Source organism: Pseudomonas sp. RL_5y_Pfl2_73 (assembly GCF_963970515.1).
Lineage (GTDB): Bacteria > Pseudomonadota > Gammaproteobacteria > Pseudomonadales > Pseudomonadaceae > Aquipseudomonas.
This window is the reverse complement of the sequence record NZ_CAXAPD010000033.1, coordinates 1-19,456: the sequence shown is the minus strand read 5'-3', so window position 1 is coordinate 19,456 and position 19,456 is coordinate 1. Positions and strand designations below refer to the sequence as shown.

At 61.0% G+C, this 19,456-nt stretch carries 12 protein-coding genes and 1 pseudogene; 6 read left to right on the top strand and 7 right to left on the bottom strand.

The window, feature by feature from the left end:
- Positions 1-68 precede the first annotated feature (68 nt).
- The 3 genes and pseudogenes from AACY42_RS24460 to AACY42_RS28840 all read left to right on the top strand — a co-directional run bounded on the left by AACY42_RS24460 (position 69) and on the right by AACY42_RS28840 (position 3,519).
- Positions 69-1,139: a fatty acid desaturase gene (locus AACY42_RS24460; protein WP_339482872.1), complete on the top strand. Its 1,071-nt coding sequence runs from the start codon at positions 69-71 to the stop codon at positions 1,137-1,139.
- Positions 1,140-1,638: 499 nt separating this feature from the next.
- A pseudogene (locus tag AACY42_RS28845) lies at positions 1,639-2,664 on the top strand (HAMP domain-containing protein); the annotation flags it as partial.
- Between the two features lie 69 nt (positions 2,665-2,733).
- Positions 2,734-3,519, top strand: coding sequence for a methyl-accepting chemotaxis protein (locus AACY42_RS28840; protein ID WP_445261582.1), 786 nt, complete (start codon positions 2,734-2,736; stop codon positions 3,517-3,519).
- Positions 3,520-3,746: 227 nt separating this feature from the next.
- On the opposite strand, the gene AACY42_RS24450 is transcribed toward AACY42_RS28840, so the two are convergent.
- From AACY42_RS24450 to AACY42_RS24430, 5 genes are all read right to left on the bottom strand, one after another.
- Positions 3,747-4,217 carry an SRPBCC family protein gene (locus tag AACY42_RS24450; protein ID WP_339482870.1) on the bottom strand — a complete coding sequence of 157 codons (471 nt, stop codon included), beginning with the start codon at positions 4,215-4,217 and terminating at the stop codon, positions 3,747-3,749.
- Positions 4,218-4,249: 32 nt separating this feature from the next.
- Entirely contained in the window at positions 4,250-7,774 is a 3,525-nt protein-coding gene (locus AACY42_RS24445; RefSeq protein ID WP_339482869.1) for a non-ribosomal peptide synthetase, read from the bottom strand.
- A 10-nt stretch (positions 7,775-7,784) separates the two neighbouring features.
- Complete coding sequence (locus tag AACY42_RS24440) at positions 7,785-8,717, bottom strand: diiron oxygenase (RefSeq protein ID WP_339482868.1); 933 nt, start codon at positions 8,715-8,717, stop codon at positions 7,785-7,787.
- Entirely contained in the window at positions 8,714-9,502 is a 789-nt protein-coding gene (locus AACY42_RS24435) for a DUF3050 domain-containing protein (protein ID WP_339482866.1), read from the bottom strand. The genes AACY42_RS24440 and AACY42_RS24435 overlap by 4 nt, the downstream gene beginning before the upstream one ends.
- Before the next feature lie 684 nt (positions 9,503-10,186).
- A complete protein-coding gene (locus tag AACY42_RS24430) occupies positions 10,187-10,876 on the bottom strand; it encodes a GntR family transcriptional regulator (protein ID WP_339482864.1) in 690 nt (229 codons plus the stop codon).
- Positions 10,877-11,077: 201 nt separating this feature from the next.
- Between AACY42_RS24430 and lapG the strand changes: the two genes are divergently transcribed.
- The 3 genes from lapG (at position 11,078) to AACY42_RS24415 (ending at position 14,793) form a co-directional block, all read left to right on the top strand.
- Complete coding sequence (lapG, locus tag AACY42_RS24425; protein ID WP_339482862.1) at positions 11,078-11,770, top strand: cysteine protease LapG; 693 nt, start codon at positions 11,078-11,080, stop codon at positions 11,768-11,770.
- A 14-nt stretch (positions 11,771-11,784) separates the two neighbouring features.
- Positions 11,785-13,731, top strand: a complete 1,947-nt coding sequence (gene lapD, locus AACY42_RS24420) for a cyclic di-GMP receptor LapD (RefSeq protein ID WP_339482860.1) — start codon at positions 11,785-11,787, stop codon at positions 13,729-13,731.
- A 690-nt stretch (positions 13,732-14,421) separates the two neighbouring features.
- Complete coding sequence (locus tag AACY42_RS24415; protein ID WP_339482858.1) at positions 14,422-14,793, top strand: DUF6124 family protein; 372 nt, start codon at positions 14,422-14,424, stop codon at positions 14,791-14,793.
- 214 nt (positions 14,794-15,007) lie between these two features.
- Here the strand turns inward: AACY42_RS24415 and AACY42_RS24410 are convergent, their stop codons facing one another.
- Both AACY42_RS24410 and AACY42_RS24405 read right to left on the bottom strand, forming a co-directional pair.
- Positions 15,008-15,346 carry a tryptophan synthase subunit beta gene (locus AACY42_RS24410; RefSeq protein ID WP_339482857.1) on the bottom strand — a complete coding sequence of 113 codons (339 nt, stop codon included), beginning with the start codon at positions 15,344-15,346 and terminating at the stop codon, positions 15,008-15,010.
- Between the two features lie 238 nt (positions 15,347-15,584).
- Positions 15,585-19,456, bottom strand: a 3,872-nt coding sequence (locus tag AACY42_RS24405; protein WP_339482855.1) for an immunoglobulin-like domain-containing protein, incomplete at its 5' end; no start/stop codon positions are given.

The window sequence follows — 19,456 nt, the reverse complement described above, 5'->3', positions numbered from 1 at the left end:
TTTACGGCTACCACCCCAGGGGACTACGCCCGGCAGGATGAGCACATCGATAACAGAGGATGTAAGCCATGCACGGCACTTACGCAAGCCCCGAGCGATTGAATGCACAACAACGATCGGCCCATATTCGCCAGGTGGTCTTGGCCCGGGGCGAAGCATTGCGTCGGTGCTATCCGATCCTGCGCCACCAGGATGCATTGGGCGCGGGTATCCTGGCGTTCGCCCTGGCTGGGATGATCGGTTCGGCGCTGCTCTACATCAACGGTTACCTGGCCGGGTGGGCATGCTTGTTGCTCAACGCTTTTTTTGCCTCGCTGACCCACGAGTTGGAACACGACCTGATCCACAGCATGTATTTTCGCAAGCAGCGCCTGCCCCACAACCTGATGATGGGGTTGGTCTGGCTGGCGCGGCCGAGCACGATCAATCCTTGGATCCGCCGCCACCTGCACCTCAACCATCACAAAGTGTCCGGCAGTGAGGCCGATATGGAGGAGCGGGCCATCACCAACGGCGAACCCTGGGGACTGGCACGGTTGCTGATGGTCGGCGATAACGTGATGTCGGCCTTCATTCGCCTGCTGCGGGCCGAGACCTGGGCGCACAAACGCAGCATTCTCAAACGCACGCTGAAGGTGTACTTCCCGCTGGCGTTGCTGCACTGGGGCGCCTGGTATGTGTTTCTCGGTTTCCACGGGGCCAATGGCATCGCCAGTCTGCTGGGCACTTCAATCGACTGGTCGGCCACCACACTGGCGATGATGCAGGCGATCGACATCGCTGCGGTGGTGATCATCGGGCCGAACGTGTTGCGCACCTTTTGCTTGCATTTGGTCAGCTCGAACATGCACTACTACGGCGACATTGAGCCGGGCAATGTCATCCAGCAGACTCAGGTGCTCAACCCTTGGTGGCTGTGGCCGTTGCAGGCGTTCTGTTTCAACTTCGGCAGCAGCCATGGCATTCATCATTTTGTGGTGAAGGAGCCGTTCTACATTCGCCAACTGACGGTGCCGGTGGCCCACAAGGTGATGCGGGAGATGGGCGTGCGGTTCAATGATTTCGGTACGTTTGGCCGGGCGAATCGGTTTGTGCGGCAAGAGGGTGGGGCGCGGGAGCTTGCGCGCGCTGAACGGTAAGCGCTGTATCGGAGCTGCGTAGGAGCTATGTAGGAGCTGTCGAGTGCAACGAGGCTGCGATCTTCCCCCTGACGCTTAAATCCCAACCCCAAACGAAAGATCAAAAGATCGTAGCTTCGCCAGCGCCTACAGAGCCCAGCGGGCGCCTTAGAACGGATAGCTCACCGTCGCCGCCACATTGCGTTCTTCACCCATGTAGCAGTAGCTCCGGCTGGCGCACGAGGCGACGTAGGTTGCGTTCATCAGGTTGTTTGCGTTCAGGCGCACACCCACGTCCTTCAAATCGACCGTGCCCAGCCGTCGGCGAATGTGCAACCAGCGCTCGCCCGCCATGCCCTCCCGTCGCCTATTTCTTCGAATCCCTAATTATTTGTAAAGGCTTGCCGAAAGACTGGTATGCGTGCACCAAAGTGGAGCGGAGTGATAACCGCTTGCGCTGCTACATGGAACGTTGAAAACCTGGAATGCACCCCCACTCCTTGCATAAGAAGCCCCATCGATGAATCTAAAGTTCAGCCACAAAATCCTTCTTGCCGCCTCTGGTGTGGTGGTCCTGGCTTTTGCCCTCTTCACGTTTTACAACGACTATTTGCAGCGCAACACCATCGGCAGCAGTCTTGAGTCGTCCATCGAGCAATCCGGTGACCTGACGGCCAGCAGCATCCAGAACTGGATGAGTGGCCGGATACTGGTGCTGGAAAACCTGGCGCAAAACATCGCGCATCAGGGGGCTGCGGCTGATCTGCCAGGGCTGGTCGATCAGCCGGCGCTGACGTCGAACTTCCAGTTCACTTATGTGGGCCAGGCCAACGGTGTCTTCACCCAACGCCCGGACGCCAAAATGCCTGACGGCTATGACCCGCGCCAACGCCCTTGGTACAAACAGGCTGTGACCGCTGATAAAGCCATGCTGACCCCGCCTTATCTGGCGGCGGTGGGTGGACTGGTGGTGACCGTTGCCCTGCCGGTGAAGCACAACGGCGAACTGCTCGGCGTGGTGGGCGGCGACTTGAGCCTGGAAACCTTGGTGAAAATCATCAACTCCGTGGATTTCGGTGGTCTGGGCCATGCGTTCCTGGTCAGCGGCGACGGTCAGGTGATCGTCAGCCCGGATAAAGACCAGGTGATGAAGAACCTCAAGGACATCTATCCCGGCACCCCGGTGCGCATTGGCAAGGGTATCCAGGAGGTTGAGCTGAACGGGCAGGACCGTATCCTTTCGTTTACTCCAGTTACTGGCTTGCCGAACGCCGAGTGGTACATCGGCCTGTCGATCGACAAGGCCAAGGCCTACGCACCGTTGAGCCAGTTCCGCACGTCTGCGCTGATTGCGATGTTTGTCGCGGTGGCGGCCATTGCGTTGTTGCTGAGCCTGCTGATCCAGGTGCTGATGCGTCCGTTGACCACCATGGGCCGCGCCATGCAGGACATCGCCCAGGGCGAAGGTGACCTGACCCGGCGCCTGGTGGTGCAGGGCAAGGATGAATTCGCGGTGCTGGGTGGTTCGTTCAACCAGTTCGTGGAGCGGATTCACGCGTCGATCTCGGAAGTGTCTTCCGCCACCCGCCAGGTGCATGACCTTTCGCAGCGGGTGATGACTTCGTCCAATGCGTCGCTCGTCGGCTCGGATGAGCAGAGCGCCCGCACCAACAGCGTGGCGGCGGCCATCAACGAGTTGGGCGCCGCGACCCAGGAAATCGCCCGCAATGCTGCCGATGCCTCGCAACATGCCAGCGGTGCCAGCGAGCAGGCCGATGACGGTCGCCAGGTGGTGGAAAAAACCATCCAGGCCATGACCGAGCTGTCGCAGAAGATCAGCCTTTCGTGCACCCAGATCGAAACCCTGAACGCCAGCACCGATAACATCGGCCACATCCTGGACGTGATCAAGGGCATCTCCCAGCAAACCAACCTGCTGGCCTTGAACGCGGCCATCGAAGCAGCCCGTGCCGGTGAAGCCGGCCGTGGTTTTGCGGTGGTGGCCGATGAAGTGCGCAACCTGGCGCACCGCACCCAGGAATCGGCGGAAGAAATCCACAAGATGATCACCTCGCTGCAGGTCGGCTCCCGTGAAGCGGTGAGCACGATGAACGCCAGCCAGACGTCCAGCGAAGAAAGCGTGGACGTGGCCAACCAGGCCGGCCTGCGACTGGTCAGCGTGACGCAGCGCATCGGTGAAATCGACGGTATGAACCAGTCGGTGGCTGCTGCGACCGAAGAACAGACCGCAGTGGTTGAAACCCTCAACATGGACGTCAGCCACATCAACCTGTTGAACCAGCAAAGCGTGGCCAACCTCAATGAAACCCTGAAGGATTGCGATGCCTTGTCGCAACAGGCCAACCGACTGAAGCAACTGGTGGACAGCTTCAAGATCTGACCCAACCGCCTGTGGCGAGGGCGCTTGCCCTCGCTCGGCTGCGCCTTGTAGGAGCTGGCGAAGGCTGCGATCTTTCGATCTTCGCTTGAGACTCAAGTGTTCTAGGGAAGATCGCAGCCTCGTTGCACTCGACAGCTCCTACGCGGCTCCTGCACAGGTCCTGCACGCAGGCTAGCTCCCACAGGGATTGGTGGTGGCCCTGAGTTTCAGGGCCTCCTTGGAGCGGGCTACGCCCTGGCGAACATCCCCTGCACATTCCCCATCGCCTCATCGGCAAAGCCCTGGAGAAAATCCCTGAAGCCTGATGGCGTGTGGGCGTCGGTGTGGTCGGCGATGATGGTCCAGGTGGCGCGGCAGCGGTTGTCCGCCAGGGGTTCGACGCGCATGGCCGCCCACAGGTTGTCGATGCCCAGGGTGTTGTAGATCAGCGTCCAGGTCATGTGCATGGCCTGGTCGTCACGGCTGTTGAGCTGTTCCACCACCAGGTTCTGCCCATCGCGGAAGAATTTCTTGCGCAGGGACCTCACGCCCTCGCCGGTCATTTCGATGCGTTCCAGTGCCGGGATGAAACGGTCGAATCCGCCAAAATCACCCACCACGTCCCAGACGCGCGCGGCGTCAGCCGCGACCTCCACCGAGGTTTCCACCTGGCAGGCATGGGGTTTTTTGATCAGGGTGTCGGGTTGAAATGCACTCATGGTCTTGCTCCTTGCTTTGGGTTGAGGGTGTTTCAGATGAAGTCGATGGCCTTGAGATAATCGGCGCCGCGCCGCAGCAGGGCCGGGGATTTTTCCGGGTAGCTGGCGCCCATCTGCCGCACGCCCGCGCGGGCGTTGTCATGGCTGATCAACGAGATGTCGCCGATGTCTTCCTCGAAGCCGTTGAGGTAGAAACCCAACACGCCAAACAACGCATTGTCGGCATCGACCCGAGCCAATTGCTGTTGCCACTCGGCGACGCTGACCAACGAAAACTCCCGGCCGCTGTCGCGGAACGACGCGACATAAGCGTCCCAGCTCAAAGGCTGTGGGTTGTGCAGGTTGAACACCGCTTGCGTCGGCTGGTATCGGCTGGCGTGGAAGGCGATGAAGCGGGCCAGGAAATCCACCGGCATCAGGTCGAAGTTGAGTGACAGCTCCGGCACCTGGCCGAGCTGGATCGAGCCCTTGATCATCAGCATCAAGCGATTCTTGTGGGGCTGGCAGACCCCGGTCAGGCTGTTGAAACTGATGTTGCCGGGACGGAACAGATTGACCCACACCCCGCGATCCCGGGCCCGCTGCAGGATCCGTTCGCCGACCCATTTGGACAGGTTGTAGCCGTTTTTGATGTAGATTGGCGGCGTCTCGGCGGCAGGCTGTTCCAGCACCTGGCCGTCGGCGTCCAGGGCACTGGAGGCAGAAAGCGTGGAGACGAAATTGAAGATTTTCTTGCTGCGCCCTTCACACAGGCGCAGGCATTCGAAGATCGGCTCCACGTTGTCCCGTGCCAGGGACTCGTAGTCGAGCACATGGTTGACGTGGGCAGCGTTGTGCACCAGCGCGCCGAAGGTGCGGTCGATGCGGGTGTAGACGTCGTCTGGCAGGCCCAATTGCGGTTGGGTGATGTCGGCGGCGTACACACTGACGCGCTCCAGGTCCAGGTGGGTCAGGTGATTGTCCTGAAGGGCCTGGGAGAAGCGCTCGGCCGCGCTGTGTTCAGCGCTCGCGCGCACCAGGCACGCGACTTCGGTGGCGCCCCAGGCCAGCAGTGCTTCGACGATGTGCACCCCGAGAAAGCTGTTGGCGCCGGTCACCACCACCTTGTGCACATCACCGCATTGGCTGATGGGCAGCGGGTCGAGGTTGAGCTCGGCCTCGGCATCGATGAAGGCTTGGGGGCTAAGGATCGATGCGCTGCTGTGTTCCGGGTCGTCCAGCAACTTGGCCAAGGTCATCAGCGTCGGGGCTTCGATGAAGCGGTTGATCGACAGGCTGCGACCGAACGTCTGGCGGATGCTCAGCAGCAGTCGCGACAACAGGATCGAATGCCCCCCGAGGTTGAAGAAGCTTTCGTCGGTGGCGATGTCTTCGACCGGCAGTTCAAGCAGCTCGGCCCACAATTGCTGCAATTGTGTCTCCAGGGCGTTCTGCGGCTGGCGTCGCTGGCCATCGACCTGCACTTGCACCGCCATGGCGAGCAAGGCCCGGCGATCGACCTTGCCGTTGCTGGTGTAGGGCAGGCTGGGCAATTCGACGTAGGCGGCCGGGTGCATGTAGCTGGGCAAGCTGTTCTGCACATGCTCGCGCAGCGCCTGGAGGGCGTCGCCGGAGTGCTCTGGATGAACCAGGAACGCCAGGATTCGCCGCCGTTCATCGACCCCCACCGCCACCTGGCGAAACAACTGGCTATCGCGCAGGCAGTGCTCGATTTCCTCGGGTTCTACCCGAAAACCGCGGATTTTCACCTGGTTATCGCGCCGGCCACACAATTCGATGCCGTTGTCGGTCCACAGGCCGATATCACCCGTGCGATAGACCCGCAGCACTTGCCCGGTGGGCAGCGTCAGGTCGAGGTAGCGCGTCGCGGTCAACGTCGGGTCGTTCAAATAACCCAGCCCGACGCCCGGGCCGGCGATGTACAGCTCGCCGGGGACACCTTGGGGAACCGGTTGCCGTTGTTCGTCCAGGATCAGCACCCGGCCATTGGCGATGGGCGCGCCGAGGTTGCGGTTGTTGTCGCCGCCGGCGAACTGTCGCGTGGTCGCCAGTACCGTGGTTTCGGTCGGGCCGTAAATGTTGTGGAACCGGCATTGTGGTGCAAGCTGTTCGATGACGAACGGCTCGCAGACATCGCCACCGGTGATCAGGTGCGCCAGGCCCAGCGGTGCATCAAGGGGCATGACGCTCAGCAGCGCAGGCGGCAGAAAGGCGTGGCTGATGTGCTGCTGGTGAATCAAAGCGACCAATTGCTGCGGATCGCGGCGCTGGTCTTCGCAGGGCACCACCAACAAGGCGCCGTGGATGAAGGTCGGCAGGATATCCAGCAGCGACGCGTCAAAGTTGATGGTGGAAAACTGCAACGCCCGGCTGTCGCGCTGCAACCCGACGTAGTCGCCGTACCAGGCACAGAAGTGACTGAGGTTGCGGTGGCTGAGCAGCACGCCTTTGGGCTGGCCGGTGGTGCCGGAGGTGTAGATCGCCACGGCCGGTTCGTCGCTGTCCACCGTACGGCGAATCAGCGAGGCCGGGATGCCCGGCATGGGCGCCGGCAGTTGATGGACATTCAGCGTTGGCAACGCCAGGTCGCCGAGGTCGCTGTCGCCGTCGTGCAGCAGCAGGTCTGCCTGGGCATTTTCCAGGATAAAGCGTCGACGTTGCGCCGGGTGCTGTGGGTCCAGCGGCAGGTACACCGCCCCGCAGCCCAGCACCGCCAGGATCGCCGCATACAGGTGTGCGGACTTGGGCAGGCAGACACCGATCACCTTGTGGGAGGAAGGCTTGCCCCCGATGACCGGTGACGCGGTTTGCTTGAGAGCATCGGTGTCTTCATCGCGGGCAAGCCTTGCTCCCACAGGTCCTGCTCTTGTTGCTCCTACCGGTCCGGCGCCCTGCAGTATTTCCAGCATCGGCTGTTGCAACCTCAGCGCCAGGCGGCGCAGGGATTTGTAGTCGATGAGTTGTCCATCGAGCCACAGGGCCGGTTGCGTCGCGTCGTCGAGCATGCGCTGTTCGATGCTGTGCATCACCGGCACGTCGGCGGCGGCCAGCAGCCAGGGTACTGGCGGCCGATTGAGGCCGTGTTCGAACGCCAGCGGCTCCAGCGCATCGAGCCCGAGCAGAGGTGGGTCGACAGCGTCAGCGTGCACTGTCGGCCAGTGATCGAAGCAGGTGTCATCCCGGGATAACTGGCTGACCAGCCGTGCGCCGGTCTCGACCACTGTCGTCAGCGTACGCAACCGCAGGGACTGACCGTTGCCATCGGGTTGCGGCGCAATCACCTCCTGGCATAACAGCTGCTGCGCGCCGTCGCGGAATATCACCACCGGTTGCGGCAATACCTCGCCGGGCAGCGTGCGCAGCACCACGCGCACCTGGAGACGTGAGCGGGCTTCAATGGCTCGCGCTGTCGTACCGTCGTCGATCAACAGGTCGACCGCGCCGTGGCTGGCCGGCGATTGCCGATCCACGATGCCGTGGCCGTGCAGCTCCAGTTCCCGGGCCAGTTCGGCCATGGCCTGGCTGGTGCCAGGCACTGCAATTTCGAGGCGTTTCATCGAAAGGTCCTCATGGGGTCAGGTAATCAGCGAGGGCGGCGTTTACGCAGGGGGACGCGAGCATCGAGCTGCTGCGGAAAAAGCGTGTGATGTTGCCCACCAATGGGTGAAAACGATTGATGGGGTAGGCCAGCGCACTGGCGTCTTCACGCAGCGACTGGCGTACCGATTCGTCGACGGGCAGGTGCGCGATCAGCTCGAAGTCGAACGCTTGCTGCAGGTCGCTCGCCAGGTACTGGACAATGAAGCCTGGCATCAAGCGCGCAATCGCCGCGCGGTCCTCTTCGGGCGCGGTGCGCCAGTAAATCTGCACCAGTCGCGTCCAGAAACCGGAGTGCCGGCCCTCGTCGAGCAAGTGATCGGCCATCAGCCCCTTGATCGAGGCCTTGACTGAGTCGTCCCGGGCGAAAGCCGCCACTTCGTTGGTCACGGTGTTCTCGGCGATGGCGATGCAGATCAGTTCCACGGCGCTGAGCAAATGTTCCGGCGCCTGGGCCAGGGTCGCCGGTATCGCGCGGCTGAGTTCGATCTGCCCAGGCAACGGGATCGGTGCGATGCCGGTCATGTCGATGGTCTGCTGCATGAAGTCCATCGCCACCAGCGCGTGGTAATCCTCGTCCACCACCACGGTCATTGCGTCGTAGCGGCAAGCGAATGGGAACTCGATGCCGAAGCGGTTCTTGGCGATGCGCCGGGCGGTGTGGTCGACCAACTCGGTCTCGAAAATCACCACGTCGTTGATGAACTTGTAGAGGCTCTGCACCAGCACAAAGTCGCGCAATTGCGGACAGTGGCTAAGGAAGGTCTGGCTGTGCACCAGCGGCTGGCGGCTCATGGGGAAGATCAGCTTGTCGTCGTCTTCGACCCGGCGCCGTGGCCGGGTACGGATCGTGGCGCGGGTCTCCCAAGCGTCGGCGAAGGATTGGTAGTCGACGGCGTTCATGGCGTCACCTGTGCAACCGGCTGGGCCATGCTCTGGCGCAAGCCGTCCCACAAGGCTGTGCGGCTGTGTACGGCAGCGAGCGCGGCGGCCAGCACTTCGGTTTCGCGCTGCGGGTCGCCATCGATCAGCCGGGCCAACAACTTTTCTGCCGCCGGGCCATGGTCTTCGGAGTCGACTTCGATGTGCCGTTGCAGGTAATAACGAAACGTCGGCGCTTGATCCAGGCCAATGCCCCAAGCGTCCAACATGCGCTGGAACATCTGCGGGATGACACTCTCGCGACCGTGCACGAAGGCGGCGGCCACGCTATGGGCCGGGGCGTGCAGGGCGGTGTGCAAGGTCTGGCGGACAAACCGTGCCGCCGCCGGTTCGACATCGACACTGTCCAGCGCAGTCTCGGGGCTGACGCCTTCCTGTTGCAGGGTGATGAATTGCTCGATCGCGCGGGTATCGGCACCGATTTCCCGCATGGCGTCCAGGTACAGTTCGAAATGGCTGCAATAGCCTGCGCCGGGGCGGTCATCCGACTCTTCTCCCAGCACGATTTCATTGATCAGGCGTGCCGCGTGCGGGTCGGCTGGCGGCAGCCAGGGCAGGTGGACGCAGGTGAGCTCGCGTTGCAGTCGCTTGGTCAGCGACATGAAGTCCCAGACGGCAAAGACATGGCTTTCCATAAAGCGGCGTAACAGATCGATTGATGTAATCTCGGAAAAAACCGGGTGTTGGCCAAGTTCGCGTTTTTGTAGCGATAGCTTCAGAGATAGTTGTTCTTTGGATGGCTGCATTGGAACGTCCTCATCAATGATGTTTTGTCCGGAAGGCGGCTCGTTAGTTAATGAAGGCGAGCGGGTGCCTGAACCGGAATCCATGAATTGCCCAAGGGGCTTAAGCATTCTCTGTTAATCGTTAATTCAGCTTTTGATGCCTGTATTTGCTGAGCTTGTCGCAAGTCGAAAGGGCCGTAAGTAACGCGGCGAATAAAAACTAATACATCGAGTAAGTAAGTTGCAAGTGCCTTTTTTGATTATTTAAAGTTGGGCTTTTATTGGGCGCGAAGAGGGCTTTTAAAACTTATTAAATAAGCTTTATTGAGACGAAGAGGCTCCTTCCGATTTAGGGGTATCAGAATCGAATAGTTCGAGTGAATGCCTCACTCGGAGCACTTCAGGGATCGGGGATTGAGAAGTTTTATGTTATGGGCAGGACGTCGGTCGGACATCCGATCATCCCGCCGGTTGGACGACGCTCCTTGCGTACTGGCTTCGATTCGCCAGGCCTCAGCCAGGCGTTGACTTCTGCGAGTCTGTTTTTTGAATCGATGGACGCAAGAGTGAGCGTAAATCGCCGGCAGTGCCATTGAACTGATGCTGTGGCGAATCGCAGCCACGGCTGGGCCGCACCAGGGCAGGCAAGAAACGTAGGAGGGATATGTAAGAAAATTTTACGCCGGCCGGTTGGCCGACGGCAGGTCAGTGGCCTGTCTGCTCCAGATACCGGCGCATGGTGACGGAGGCTTTTTCCAGATGCTGCTCCAGCAGGGCGATTGCTTTATCGACATCCCTGGCCGCCGCGGCGGCGAGAATGGCGCGGTGATCGTCCTGGGTCAGCTTGCCCAGCCCCATGGACGAGAGATGAAAACGCAAGAAGCGCTCTTCTTCATTGAGTTCGTGCTCGATCAGGTCCAGCAGCTTGGCGTTGGGTGCCTTGTGATAAAGCGACAGGTGGAACAGCCGATTGAGTTTGGCGATTTCAGCGTATTCGGTTTGTACTTCCAACTGCTCGATGTACTGGGCCGCCAGCGTCAGGTCGTCGCCATCGAGCAGGGGAATGGACAAGCGCAAGGCGAATGCTTCCAAGACTGCGCGTAGGGCGTAGGTCTCGACTGCATTGCTGGTAATCAGCGGGGCCACCACGGCACCTTTGTGCTGGACCACATTGAGCAACGACTGAGCCTCGAGCTGACGCAACGCCTCGCGGACCGGCATGCGGCTCACCCCGAACAGGTCGGCCAGTTCCTGTTGGCGCAGGGCGGTGCCGCTGGGCAGGCGTCCGTCGAGGATGGCCTCGCGCAGAGAGCTTTCGATGATCGAGCGTGCCTGATCTGCGGGAATGGGACCGTTGATCGGGATAGTGCTTAAGGGTTTGGGCTTCTGTGTCACGACAACGCACCCTGATTGGTAGTGAAAATTGGATCCAGGCACACGTTAGTTACAGGTTAGCGAACCGTCAAAATCTCTCGACCGGAGGTTCCTGAGCTAAAGTTTAGTCTGCCTGCGATGATTGCACCTTGCCATTGTCTTTTAGTGGGCCAAGCGTCACCATCCAATGAATTTCCAACGGCCCTTTTCGGACGTATTCCCTTGGCTGCACCTTTCCCTGTTCTCAGGTCCTTGCGCTGGCTGTGTTCGGCATTGTTGCTGGCCGGCCTGATGCTGGGTGGCTTGCAGGCTGACTGGGACTTTGCGCAGATCAGCCGACGGGCGCAAGCGTTATATGGTCCCTTGGGTCAAGGTCAGCAACGGATCGACGCATGGCAGCAACTGTTGGCGACCCAGAAACAGATCCCGGAACGGGAACAACTCAAGGTGGTGAACCTGTTTTTCAACAAACAGGTGCGCTACGTGGAAGACATCGACCTGTGGCGCGAGGTCGACTACTGGGAAACCCCGATCCAGGCCTTGTGGAAAGGGGCTGGCGATTGCGAAGACTACGCCATTGCCAAGTATTTCAGCCTGCGTCATCTCGGGGTCTCCAGTGACAAGCTGCGCATCACCTACGTCAAGGCCTTGCGGCAGAACCGTGCGCACATGGTGCTCACCTATTACGCCACGCCCGAGGCGATGCCACTGGTACTCGACAGCCTGATCGACGGCATCCTGCCGGCCAGCCAGCGAACCGACTTGCTCCCGGTCTACTCTTTCAATGCCGAAGGGCTGTGGCTGCCGGGCGCCAAGGGCAACAAGAAAGTGGGTGATACCAAGCGCCTGTCCCGGTGGCAGGATGTGTTGAAGAAAATGCAGGCCGAAGGTTTTCCGGTCGAGACGACTAACTAGGAGCGCGCGCTCAGATGTCCTTGTTCAAACAGCTGTTGATCGCTATCTGTCTGTTCCTGGTGGTTGCCTTCAGCGGCAGCTTCATGGTCAGCCTGGAGAGCTCGCGGGCCCAATACGTCAACCAGTTGCGCTCCCACGCCCAGGACGCGGCCACGGCGCTGGCGTTGTCGCTGACGCCGAACATCGACGACCCGGCGATGGTGGAACTGATGGTCAGCTCGATCTTCGACAGCGGCTATTACGCCAGCATCCGCGTAGTCGATGTGGCCACCGACAAGACCCTGGTCGAGCGCACCGGCACGCCGGACGCCGGCAGTGTGCCGCAATGGTTCGTCAAACTGATCGGCCTGGAACCGGCCGGAGGCGATGCCATCGTCAGCCGTGGCTGGGAGCAGGCGGCGCGGGTCGAAGTGGTCAGCCACCCGATGTTCGCCCTCGCCAAGCTGTGGCAGAGCGCGCTGGGCAGCCTGGGCTGGCTGTTGCTGTGTGGCGCCGTGAGCGCGGTGCTGGGGGCCTTGCTGCTGCGTCGTCAACTCAAGCCGCTGGACTACATGGTGCACCAGTCCCATGCCATCGCCCGTCGCGAGTTCCTGAGCCTGCCGGAGCTGCCGCGCACGCCTGAACTGCGCCGCGTGGTGCAGGCGATGAACCAGATGGTCGAGAAGCTCAAGGCGCTGTTCCAGGAACAGGCCGAGCGCAGCGAGAAACTGCGGGTTGAGTCCTATCAGGACAACCTCACGGGCCTGGCCAACCGGCGCTACTTCGAAATGCAGCTCAATGCCCGGGTGAGCAACCCGGAGCAGGCCAGTTCCGGCTATCTGCTGTTGTTGCGGGTCAAAGACCTGGCCGGTTTGAACCAGCGCCTGGGCGGGCAGCGCACCGACCAGTTGCTCCAGGCCGTGGGCGAGCAATTGCAGCGAGAGTGCGCCCGCTACCCGGAGACCCACAACCTGGTCACGCGTATTCGCGGTGGCGAATTCGCCGTGCTGGCACCTGGGTTGGTGCGTGGGGAAGCGCTGCAATTGGCGCAGAATCTTGAGGCTGCGTTGGCGAGCCTGCATGCGACCGGCGCGACGGATGTGGCGTCGGTGGCCTCCATCGGGCTGGCGCCGTTCGTCCATGGCGACTCACCGCATGCGGTGCTCCAGCTCGGCGACCAGGCCCTGGCCCAGGCCGAAAGCCAGGGCGAGCCGGGATGGGCCTGCCTGGACCACAGCGCGGTGGCCAGCGTCGGCGATGATCACCATGCCTGGCACACGCTGCTCGACCAGGCCTTGAATCATCAGCGATTCGAACTGTACTTCCAGCCGGTGGTGGCCGCCCAGGACATCCAAGTGGTGCTGCATTACAAAGTGCTGTCGCGGCTGCTGGACGAGCAGGGCCATACCATCCCCGCCGGGCGCTTCCTGCCGTGGTTGGAGCGTTTTGGTTGGACCGCGCGCCTGGACCGCTTGATGCTCGAGCAAGTGCTCAAGCAAATGGCCGGGCACGAACAATCCCTGGCGCTGAACCTGTCCTCGGCGACCTTGGCCGATCCGCAGGCGCTGAACAAGATTTTTGAAATCCTGCGGGTGCATTCCAACCTTGGGCCGCGCTTGACCCTGGAGATTGGTGAAGAGCAACTGCCGGAGCAGGCGGTGCTGGAGCAGTTGACTCGGCAGTTGCGTGAGTTGGGCTTCTCTCTGAGCCTGCAGCGTTTTGGTGGGCGTTTCAGCATGATCGGTAACTTGTCGCGGTTGGGGTTGGCTTATCTGAAGATCGATGGCAGCTATATTCGTGCGATTGACCAGGAGAGCGACAAGCGTCTGTTCATCGAAGCGATCCAGCGCGCGGCTCACAGTATCGACTTGCCCTTGATTGCCGAGCGGGTTGAGACGCAAGGGGAGCTGGCGGTGATTCGGGAGATGGGGTTGTTTGGGGTTCAGGGGCAGTTGGTGGGTGAGCCTAAGCGTTGGGGGTGAGGTGGTCTTTTATCTTTCTGACTGAGTACATATCCGTTTCTGCGGTAACGGCTGCTAATGGTTCCGCCCTTACGGCGGCTCACTTTTTTTCAAACGCCAAAAAAAGTAAGCAAAAAAGGCTTGCCCCACCACTCGGTGCCTCGCCTAGGCTCTGTGTGCCCCAGATCAAAAGCAAAAGCGAGGCGGCCTTATAGCCGACCTGGCTCTTCCGGTCGTACTCCGATCCCATTGTGGGAGCGAGCCTGCTCGCGAAGGTGGCACATTCAGCATTGATGCAAGCAGACCCACCGCTATCGCGAGCAGGCTCGCTCCCACAGGAGAAACACGGTCCCCATCAAGAACCAGGTCGGCTATAAGGCCGCCTCGCTTTTGTTTTTGATCTGGGGCACACCGAGCCTAAGCGAGGTGCCGAGTGGTGGCAGAAGCGCTTTGGTTACTTTCGACTGGGCCGGCTTCTGCCTCGTGGCTAGTCTGGGTTTGTCACTGAAAAAAACGGTGACACTGGCGTGCAAGCCGGTTAAAAGATGACGCGCAAGCGCTTTATGGCGGTTGTGCGTGGGAGATTTCTTCGTGAGAAGGATTCTGCCGGGGTTCCGTCTGCCCGGTCTTGCACACCTGCGTACAACTGCCACCTCATTTGCGTGCAAGCGAAGGGTGTCGGTTCCACTTCTACAGATGGAGCTTCACGACATGTTCAAAGTAACTCCGAATCCGCCAGAAAACACTGGCAACAACTCCAGCAAATCCTCTAAATCCAAAAAACTCGACGAAGCCGCCGAGCGCGTCCTCGACTATTACCTCAATCCCAAACCCACCGATGAAGCCTCGGGAAAAACCCAAACCGCCCAGCTCTTCATGGTCGCCCCAGACATCGACACCGAAACCCTCCTGGCCAATGCCTCCGAAGACTTACTGTCCATCAGCGCCATCGCCGCCGACCTGGCCGATGACGTCTACGGCTCACGCCGCAGCGTGATCCTGGCAATCAGTCGAATGGCCGATGGGGTGCATCTGTTGGTGGAGCGGGCGATGGATCGGCTGGAAGTGCAAGCGGCGGGCTGACAGGCCTGCGATGGCCTACGCCCCAGAGATTGGTCCCGTTCGTCTGATGCCCTGTAGGAGCTGCCGAAGGCTGCGATCTTTTGATCTTTCACTTGGGGCTCAAATGTCTGGCGAAAGATCGCAGCCTCGTTGCACTCGACAGTTCCTACATGCAGGCCAGCGGAGCAGTCTATGGCCACAGGTGCTGTGTATTGCCTGGAATGGCGTGGGCAGCCTAGATCAACCCCTTCTCATCATCATCGATCAACCGGCTCAACCCGCCCAAGGCTTCCCGGGCCTGGTTGCGGTCCATCAGCTTGGCCTGGGCCGCCGGCGGCAGGTCGGTGACGCGGATCACGCCTTTGCTGGTCAGCACCTGGATCAAGTCGTCGAGTACCCGGATCATCTCCAGGTCGCTCTGCTTGAGCTGCTTGAGGCTGTTCTCCACTGCCTGGTTGGCGAACCACTCCTGGATCTCGTGGTTGTCGGCCGGCAAGGTTTCGGTGGCCTCGGCGTAAGCGGTGGCTTCTACGCGCACCAGCAGGCCTTGTGCATTGCGTTGCACATAAAACATCGGGCATCCCTCATATATGAAGCGGCGTCATGCTGGGCAGCATAGGCCAACTGCGGGGGAGTATGAACACTTATCCCGCTGGGTTGCGCTGTAGGAGCTGCCGAGCGAAGCGAGGCTGCGATCTTTCCAAGACCAGTAGAGTCTCAAGCGAAGATCGAGACCAAGGTCAAAAGATCGCAGCCTTCGGCAGCTCCTACAGCGAGGGAGCAAGCTCCCTCGCCACGGTCTTGTGTCAGCTTCAGCTGTTGTTGTGATCGACCTTGATGGTCGGGTCGCTGCCGGCGATCAACGAGTTCAGGTTCACGTTCGACCAGTTGTTGCCTTCGAGCTTGATCGTCACGTCCGGCGTCGCTGCGGCACCGTTGGTCGCATTGAACTGGCCGGAAGTGCTGACCTGCAGCGATGACACGCCATCGACCGTGCTGATTTTCAGGAAGTGGTCAATGGTGCTGCCGGTTTCGCCCTGCAACAGATCCCGCAGGTCGATTCGGTCGCCTTCGCTGGCCTTGAAGTCCTTGATCACGTCGGTGCCGGTGTCGCCGGACTTCCAGACAAAGGTATCGCCCCCCAGGCCGCCGATCAGTGTGTCGTTGCCCTGGCCGCCGATCAGTGTGTCGTTACCCGTGCCACCCAGCAGGATGTCATTGCCCTTGCCACCGTTGAGCGTGTCGTTGCCGCCCTGGCCGAAAATGATGTCGTTGCCGGCGGCGCCCAGCAGGGTGTCATTGCCATCGTGGGCACCGGACACATCGAACGCGGTGTAGTGCTCGGTGATGTACTGGTGCACGTTGCTGGTGGTGACCTTGCTGACGTCCACGCCGTTCTGTTGAGCGACGAAGGCCTGGAGGGCCTGGTGGCCCTCGCCGGCGATACCGTTGAAGCTCACCAGGTCGCCGAACAGGATGTCGTTGCCGTTGCCGCCATTGACCGTGTCAGAGCCCGGCAGGGTCGCTTCGGTGTGGCCGATGATCGAGTTGGCCAGGTTGCTCGGGTCGATGTTGGTCTGTGGTGTCGAGTCCGAGTCGTAGGGCTTGAGGTCGTTCAGGGTCACGTCCTTGTTCAGGCCGATGGCTTCTACGCCAGACACCGCGCTCAACAAGGCAAAGGCGCTCAGGGAGTTGCTGGTAGTCGTCGAAGACGTGCTGTTGCCGCTGCCGTCGCGGTACGACAGTTCATAGGTGCCGTCACCTTGGGCGTGCAACGTACCCAGTTCCTCACTGCTCCAGTAGCCACCCCAGGATTGTTTCCAGGTCAGCAGCGTGAGATTGCCGGATTCATCGACCTTGATACGGTGTGTGCTATCCAGGTCGGCGTTGAACGTCTGGCCTAACTTATAGTTGGTCGTGCTGATTAGGCTGTCGAGCTTCACGCCACCGTACAGGACTGGGTTGGTTTGCTCACCGGATTGGTAATAGGTCGGCTGGCCGTCGGTGATGAAGTAGGTGAGGTTCTTGGCGTCGGTATTGCCCAGGGCCTCCGTGCTCTTGAACCAGTTTGCCGTGGTCTTGAACACGTCCTCATAGTTGGTGCCACCGCCAGACACCATCGTGTCCAGCACGTTCTTGAGCAACGTCAACGCGTTTGGATCGTTGAGGTTGACCGAAACGGTCTTGTTCACTTGGCTGTCAAAGTCCGCCAGGAAAATATTCACCGTCCCGGCGTTGCTGCCCAGGCTCTGCTTGAGGGTGTTGAACACCGAGGTCAACGAGGTCTTGGCCGCTGCGACGGACGAGTCGCTCATGCTGCCGGAGCTGTCGACCATGAAGGCGATGTTGTAATTGACCCCCGGCACCACGGTCAGCCCGCCGATGTCGGCAATGATGATGTCGTTGCCGTCGGTGCCGGTGACGTTGTCACTGCCCGACGTGGCGGTGATGGCATTGTAGGTGGCCGGGTACACGGTGACCGGGATCTGCGCCGTGCTCGTTGCCGAGCCGCCAAGGGCTTCGGTGGAGGTCGACGTCACGGTCAGGTTGAACTGGCCGTTGTAGTAGGTCGGTGGGGTCAGGGTCAGGCTGCCCAGGTTCCAGCCGGTGACCGAGGTTTCGCCGTTGCTGCCCACGGTCGCGCTATGGCCGGCGCCGTCGCTCAGCACGCTACCTTCCGGAATGCCGCCGATCTTCACGCTCAGGCTTTCGGAGCCGTCGGTGTCAGTCAGGGCGGTGGTGATCTTCGACAGGTTCACGCTGGTGCCTTCGGCGCCTTCGTTGAGCTTGAAGCCGTCGTAGTAGCCTTCGCCGTTGGTACCGTGCAGGTCGGAGACGGTCACGCCAGCATTCGCCAGGTCGGTCACGCCGGTGTACAGCGGCACGCCGGCACTGCTCAGGTCGACCGGTGTACTGCCGTTGACCGACAGGTTCACGTCATAGCTGCCCGGGCCGTACTGGTTGTGGTGGTAGATGTCCAGGGTGTAATAGCCGCTGGTGGTCGGCTTGAACGAACCGTTCAACTGGCCGCCCGCACCCCACGTGGTTGCCGCGGCGGTTTTACCGCCGATGGTCACCAGCAGGCTGTCATCGCCCGTGCCGCTGAAGGTGTAGGTCTTGCCGGCTTCGAGGAAAATCAGGCCCGAGGTTTTCGACGCAGTGCCCGGGTTGACGTTGCTGTCGGACTGCACGTTGGTCACGTTGGTGCTGCTGTTCGGCGTGCCGGCGGCATCGATCACCGACTTGAGCGTGCCGGACGGCGCGCCGCTGCCATCGGTGCCCAGGCCCGACAGGCCGGTCCAGACTTCCTTGATCAAACCGGTGGAGGTCACGTTGTTGCCGGCCACATTGAGGCTTGGTGCGTCGGCGACTGGCGTGATGTCGATCTTCACGGTGCTGGTATTGCCCAGCGCCTGGCCATCGGTTGGCTGGAAGCTGATGTGTGCGTAATCGGCCTTTTGATCGCCCACGCCGGCCGGGTTGCCGTTGGCACCGGACTCGTTGGCATCGGGGGTAAAGCGCAGCTTGCCAGCGTCGATGTCAACCTTGGTGAAGGTCTGGTTGTTGGCCGCGTCCTTCCAGGTTGCGCCGTCCAGGTACTGCAACTTGCCGTCGCTCGGCAGCCCGGTGATTTTCACACCCAGGCTGGCGGCGGCGCTGTCCACGTCGCTGATGCCGAACGTCGACCAGCCGAGGACCAGCGAAGTGTCTTCGGTGCCAGTCACCGAGCCACCAGTGGTCACTGGCGCGTCGTTGATCCCGACCACGTTCACGGTGGTGGTGGCGGTGTTGGAGTAGCTCGCGCCGTCGGTCACCGTCACGGTGATGATGCGCGGTACGGTGCTCGGATCTTCGCTGTTGTTGATGAAGCTGATGTTCTTGATCTGCTGCATGTAGTCGGCCAGCGTCGCATTGCCCGACAGCGTCAGGACGACTTTGCCGTCGGTGCTGTTGGCGTTGATGCTGATGCCGTTGACGCTGTTGCCCAGGTTCAGCGCATCGCCGGGCTGACGGTTGGTCAACACGATGGTGGCGCCGGTCAGCATGGTGCTGTCCGGGTCCGTGATGGTCAGGTCGGTGTCGGCGATGGACACGCCCGGGCCGGTGGTGCCTTCGGTGAAGGTTACCTGGTAATCGGCACCGGTTTTACCGCTGGAGTTGTTGGCGTCCAGGTCGAGTACCGGTGGCGCATCGTTGTCGATGATCGAGGTGCTGACGCTGTCGTTGGTGCCGCTGATCGCCAGGTGTTCGAAGTTGCCACCGGTGGCCGAGTCGATCTTGACCACGAAGTTTTCCGTGCCTTCGGTGATCTTGTCGTCCAGCGTTGCTACGTTGAAGGTGGCGCTGGTGGCGTTGGCCGGGATCTTCACGGTGTAGACACCGGTGAAGTCCGTGCCGTCGGCGGCGGTGCCGCTGTAGACGATCTTGAGCGTCACCTCGGTTTGTGCCGGGTTCGTCAGGCTGACGGTATACGTGGCCGTCTGGCCTTCGGTGACCGACGTGCTGCCGGTGATGCTGACAGTGGTGTTGTCGATGGTGTCGGTGACATCGGTCGCTGCTGGGGTAGTGCTCGGAACCAGGTTCTCGAAGTTACCACCGGTGGCGTTGTCGATGCTGACTTCGACTTTGCCGGCGTCTTTATAGACGTCGTCTGTTGGCGCATCGACGGTCACGGTGCCGGTGG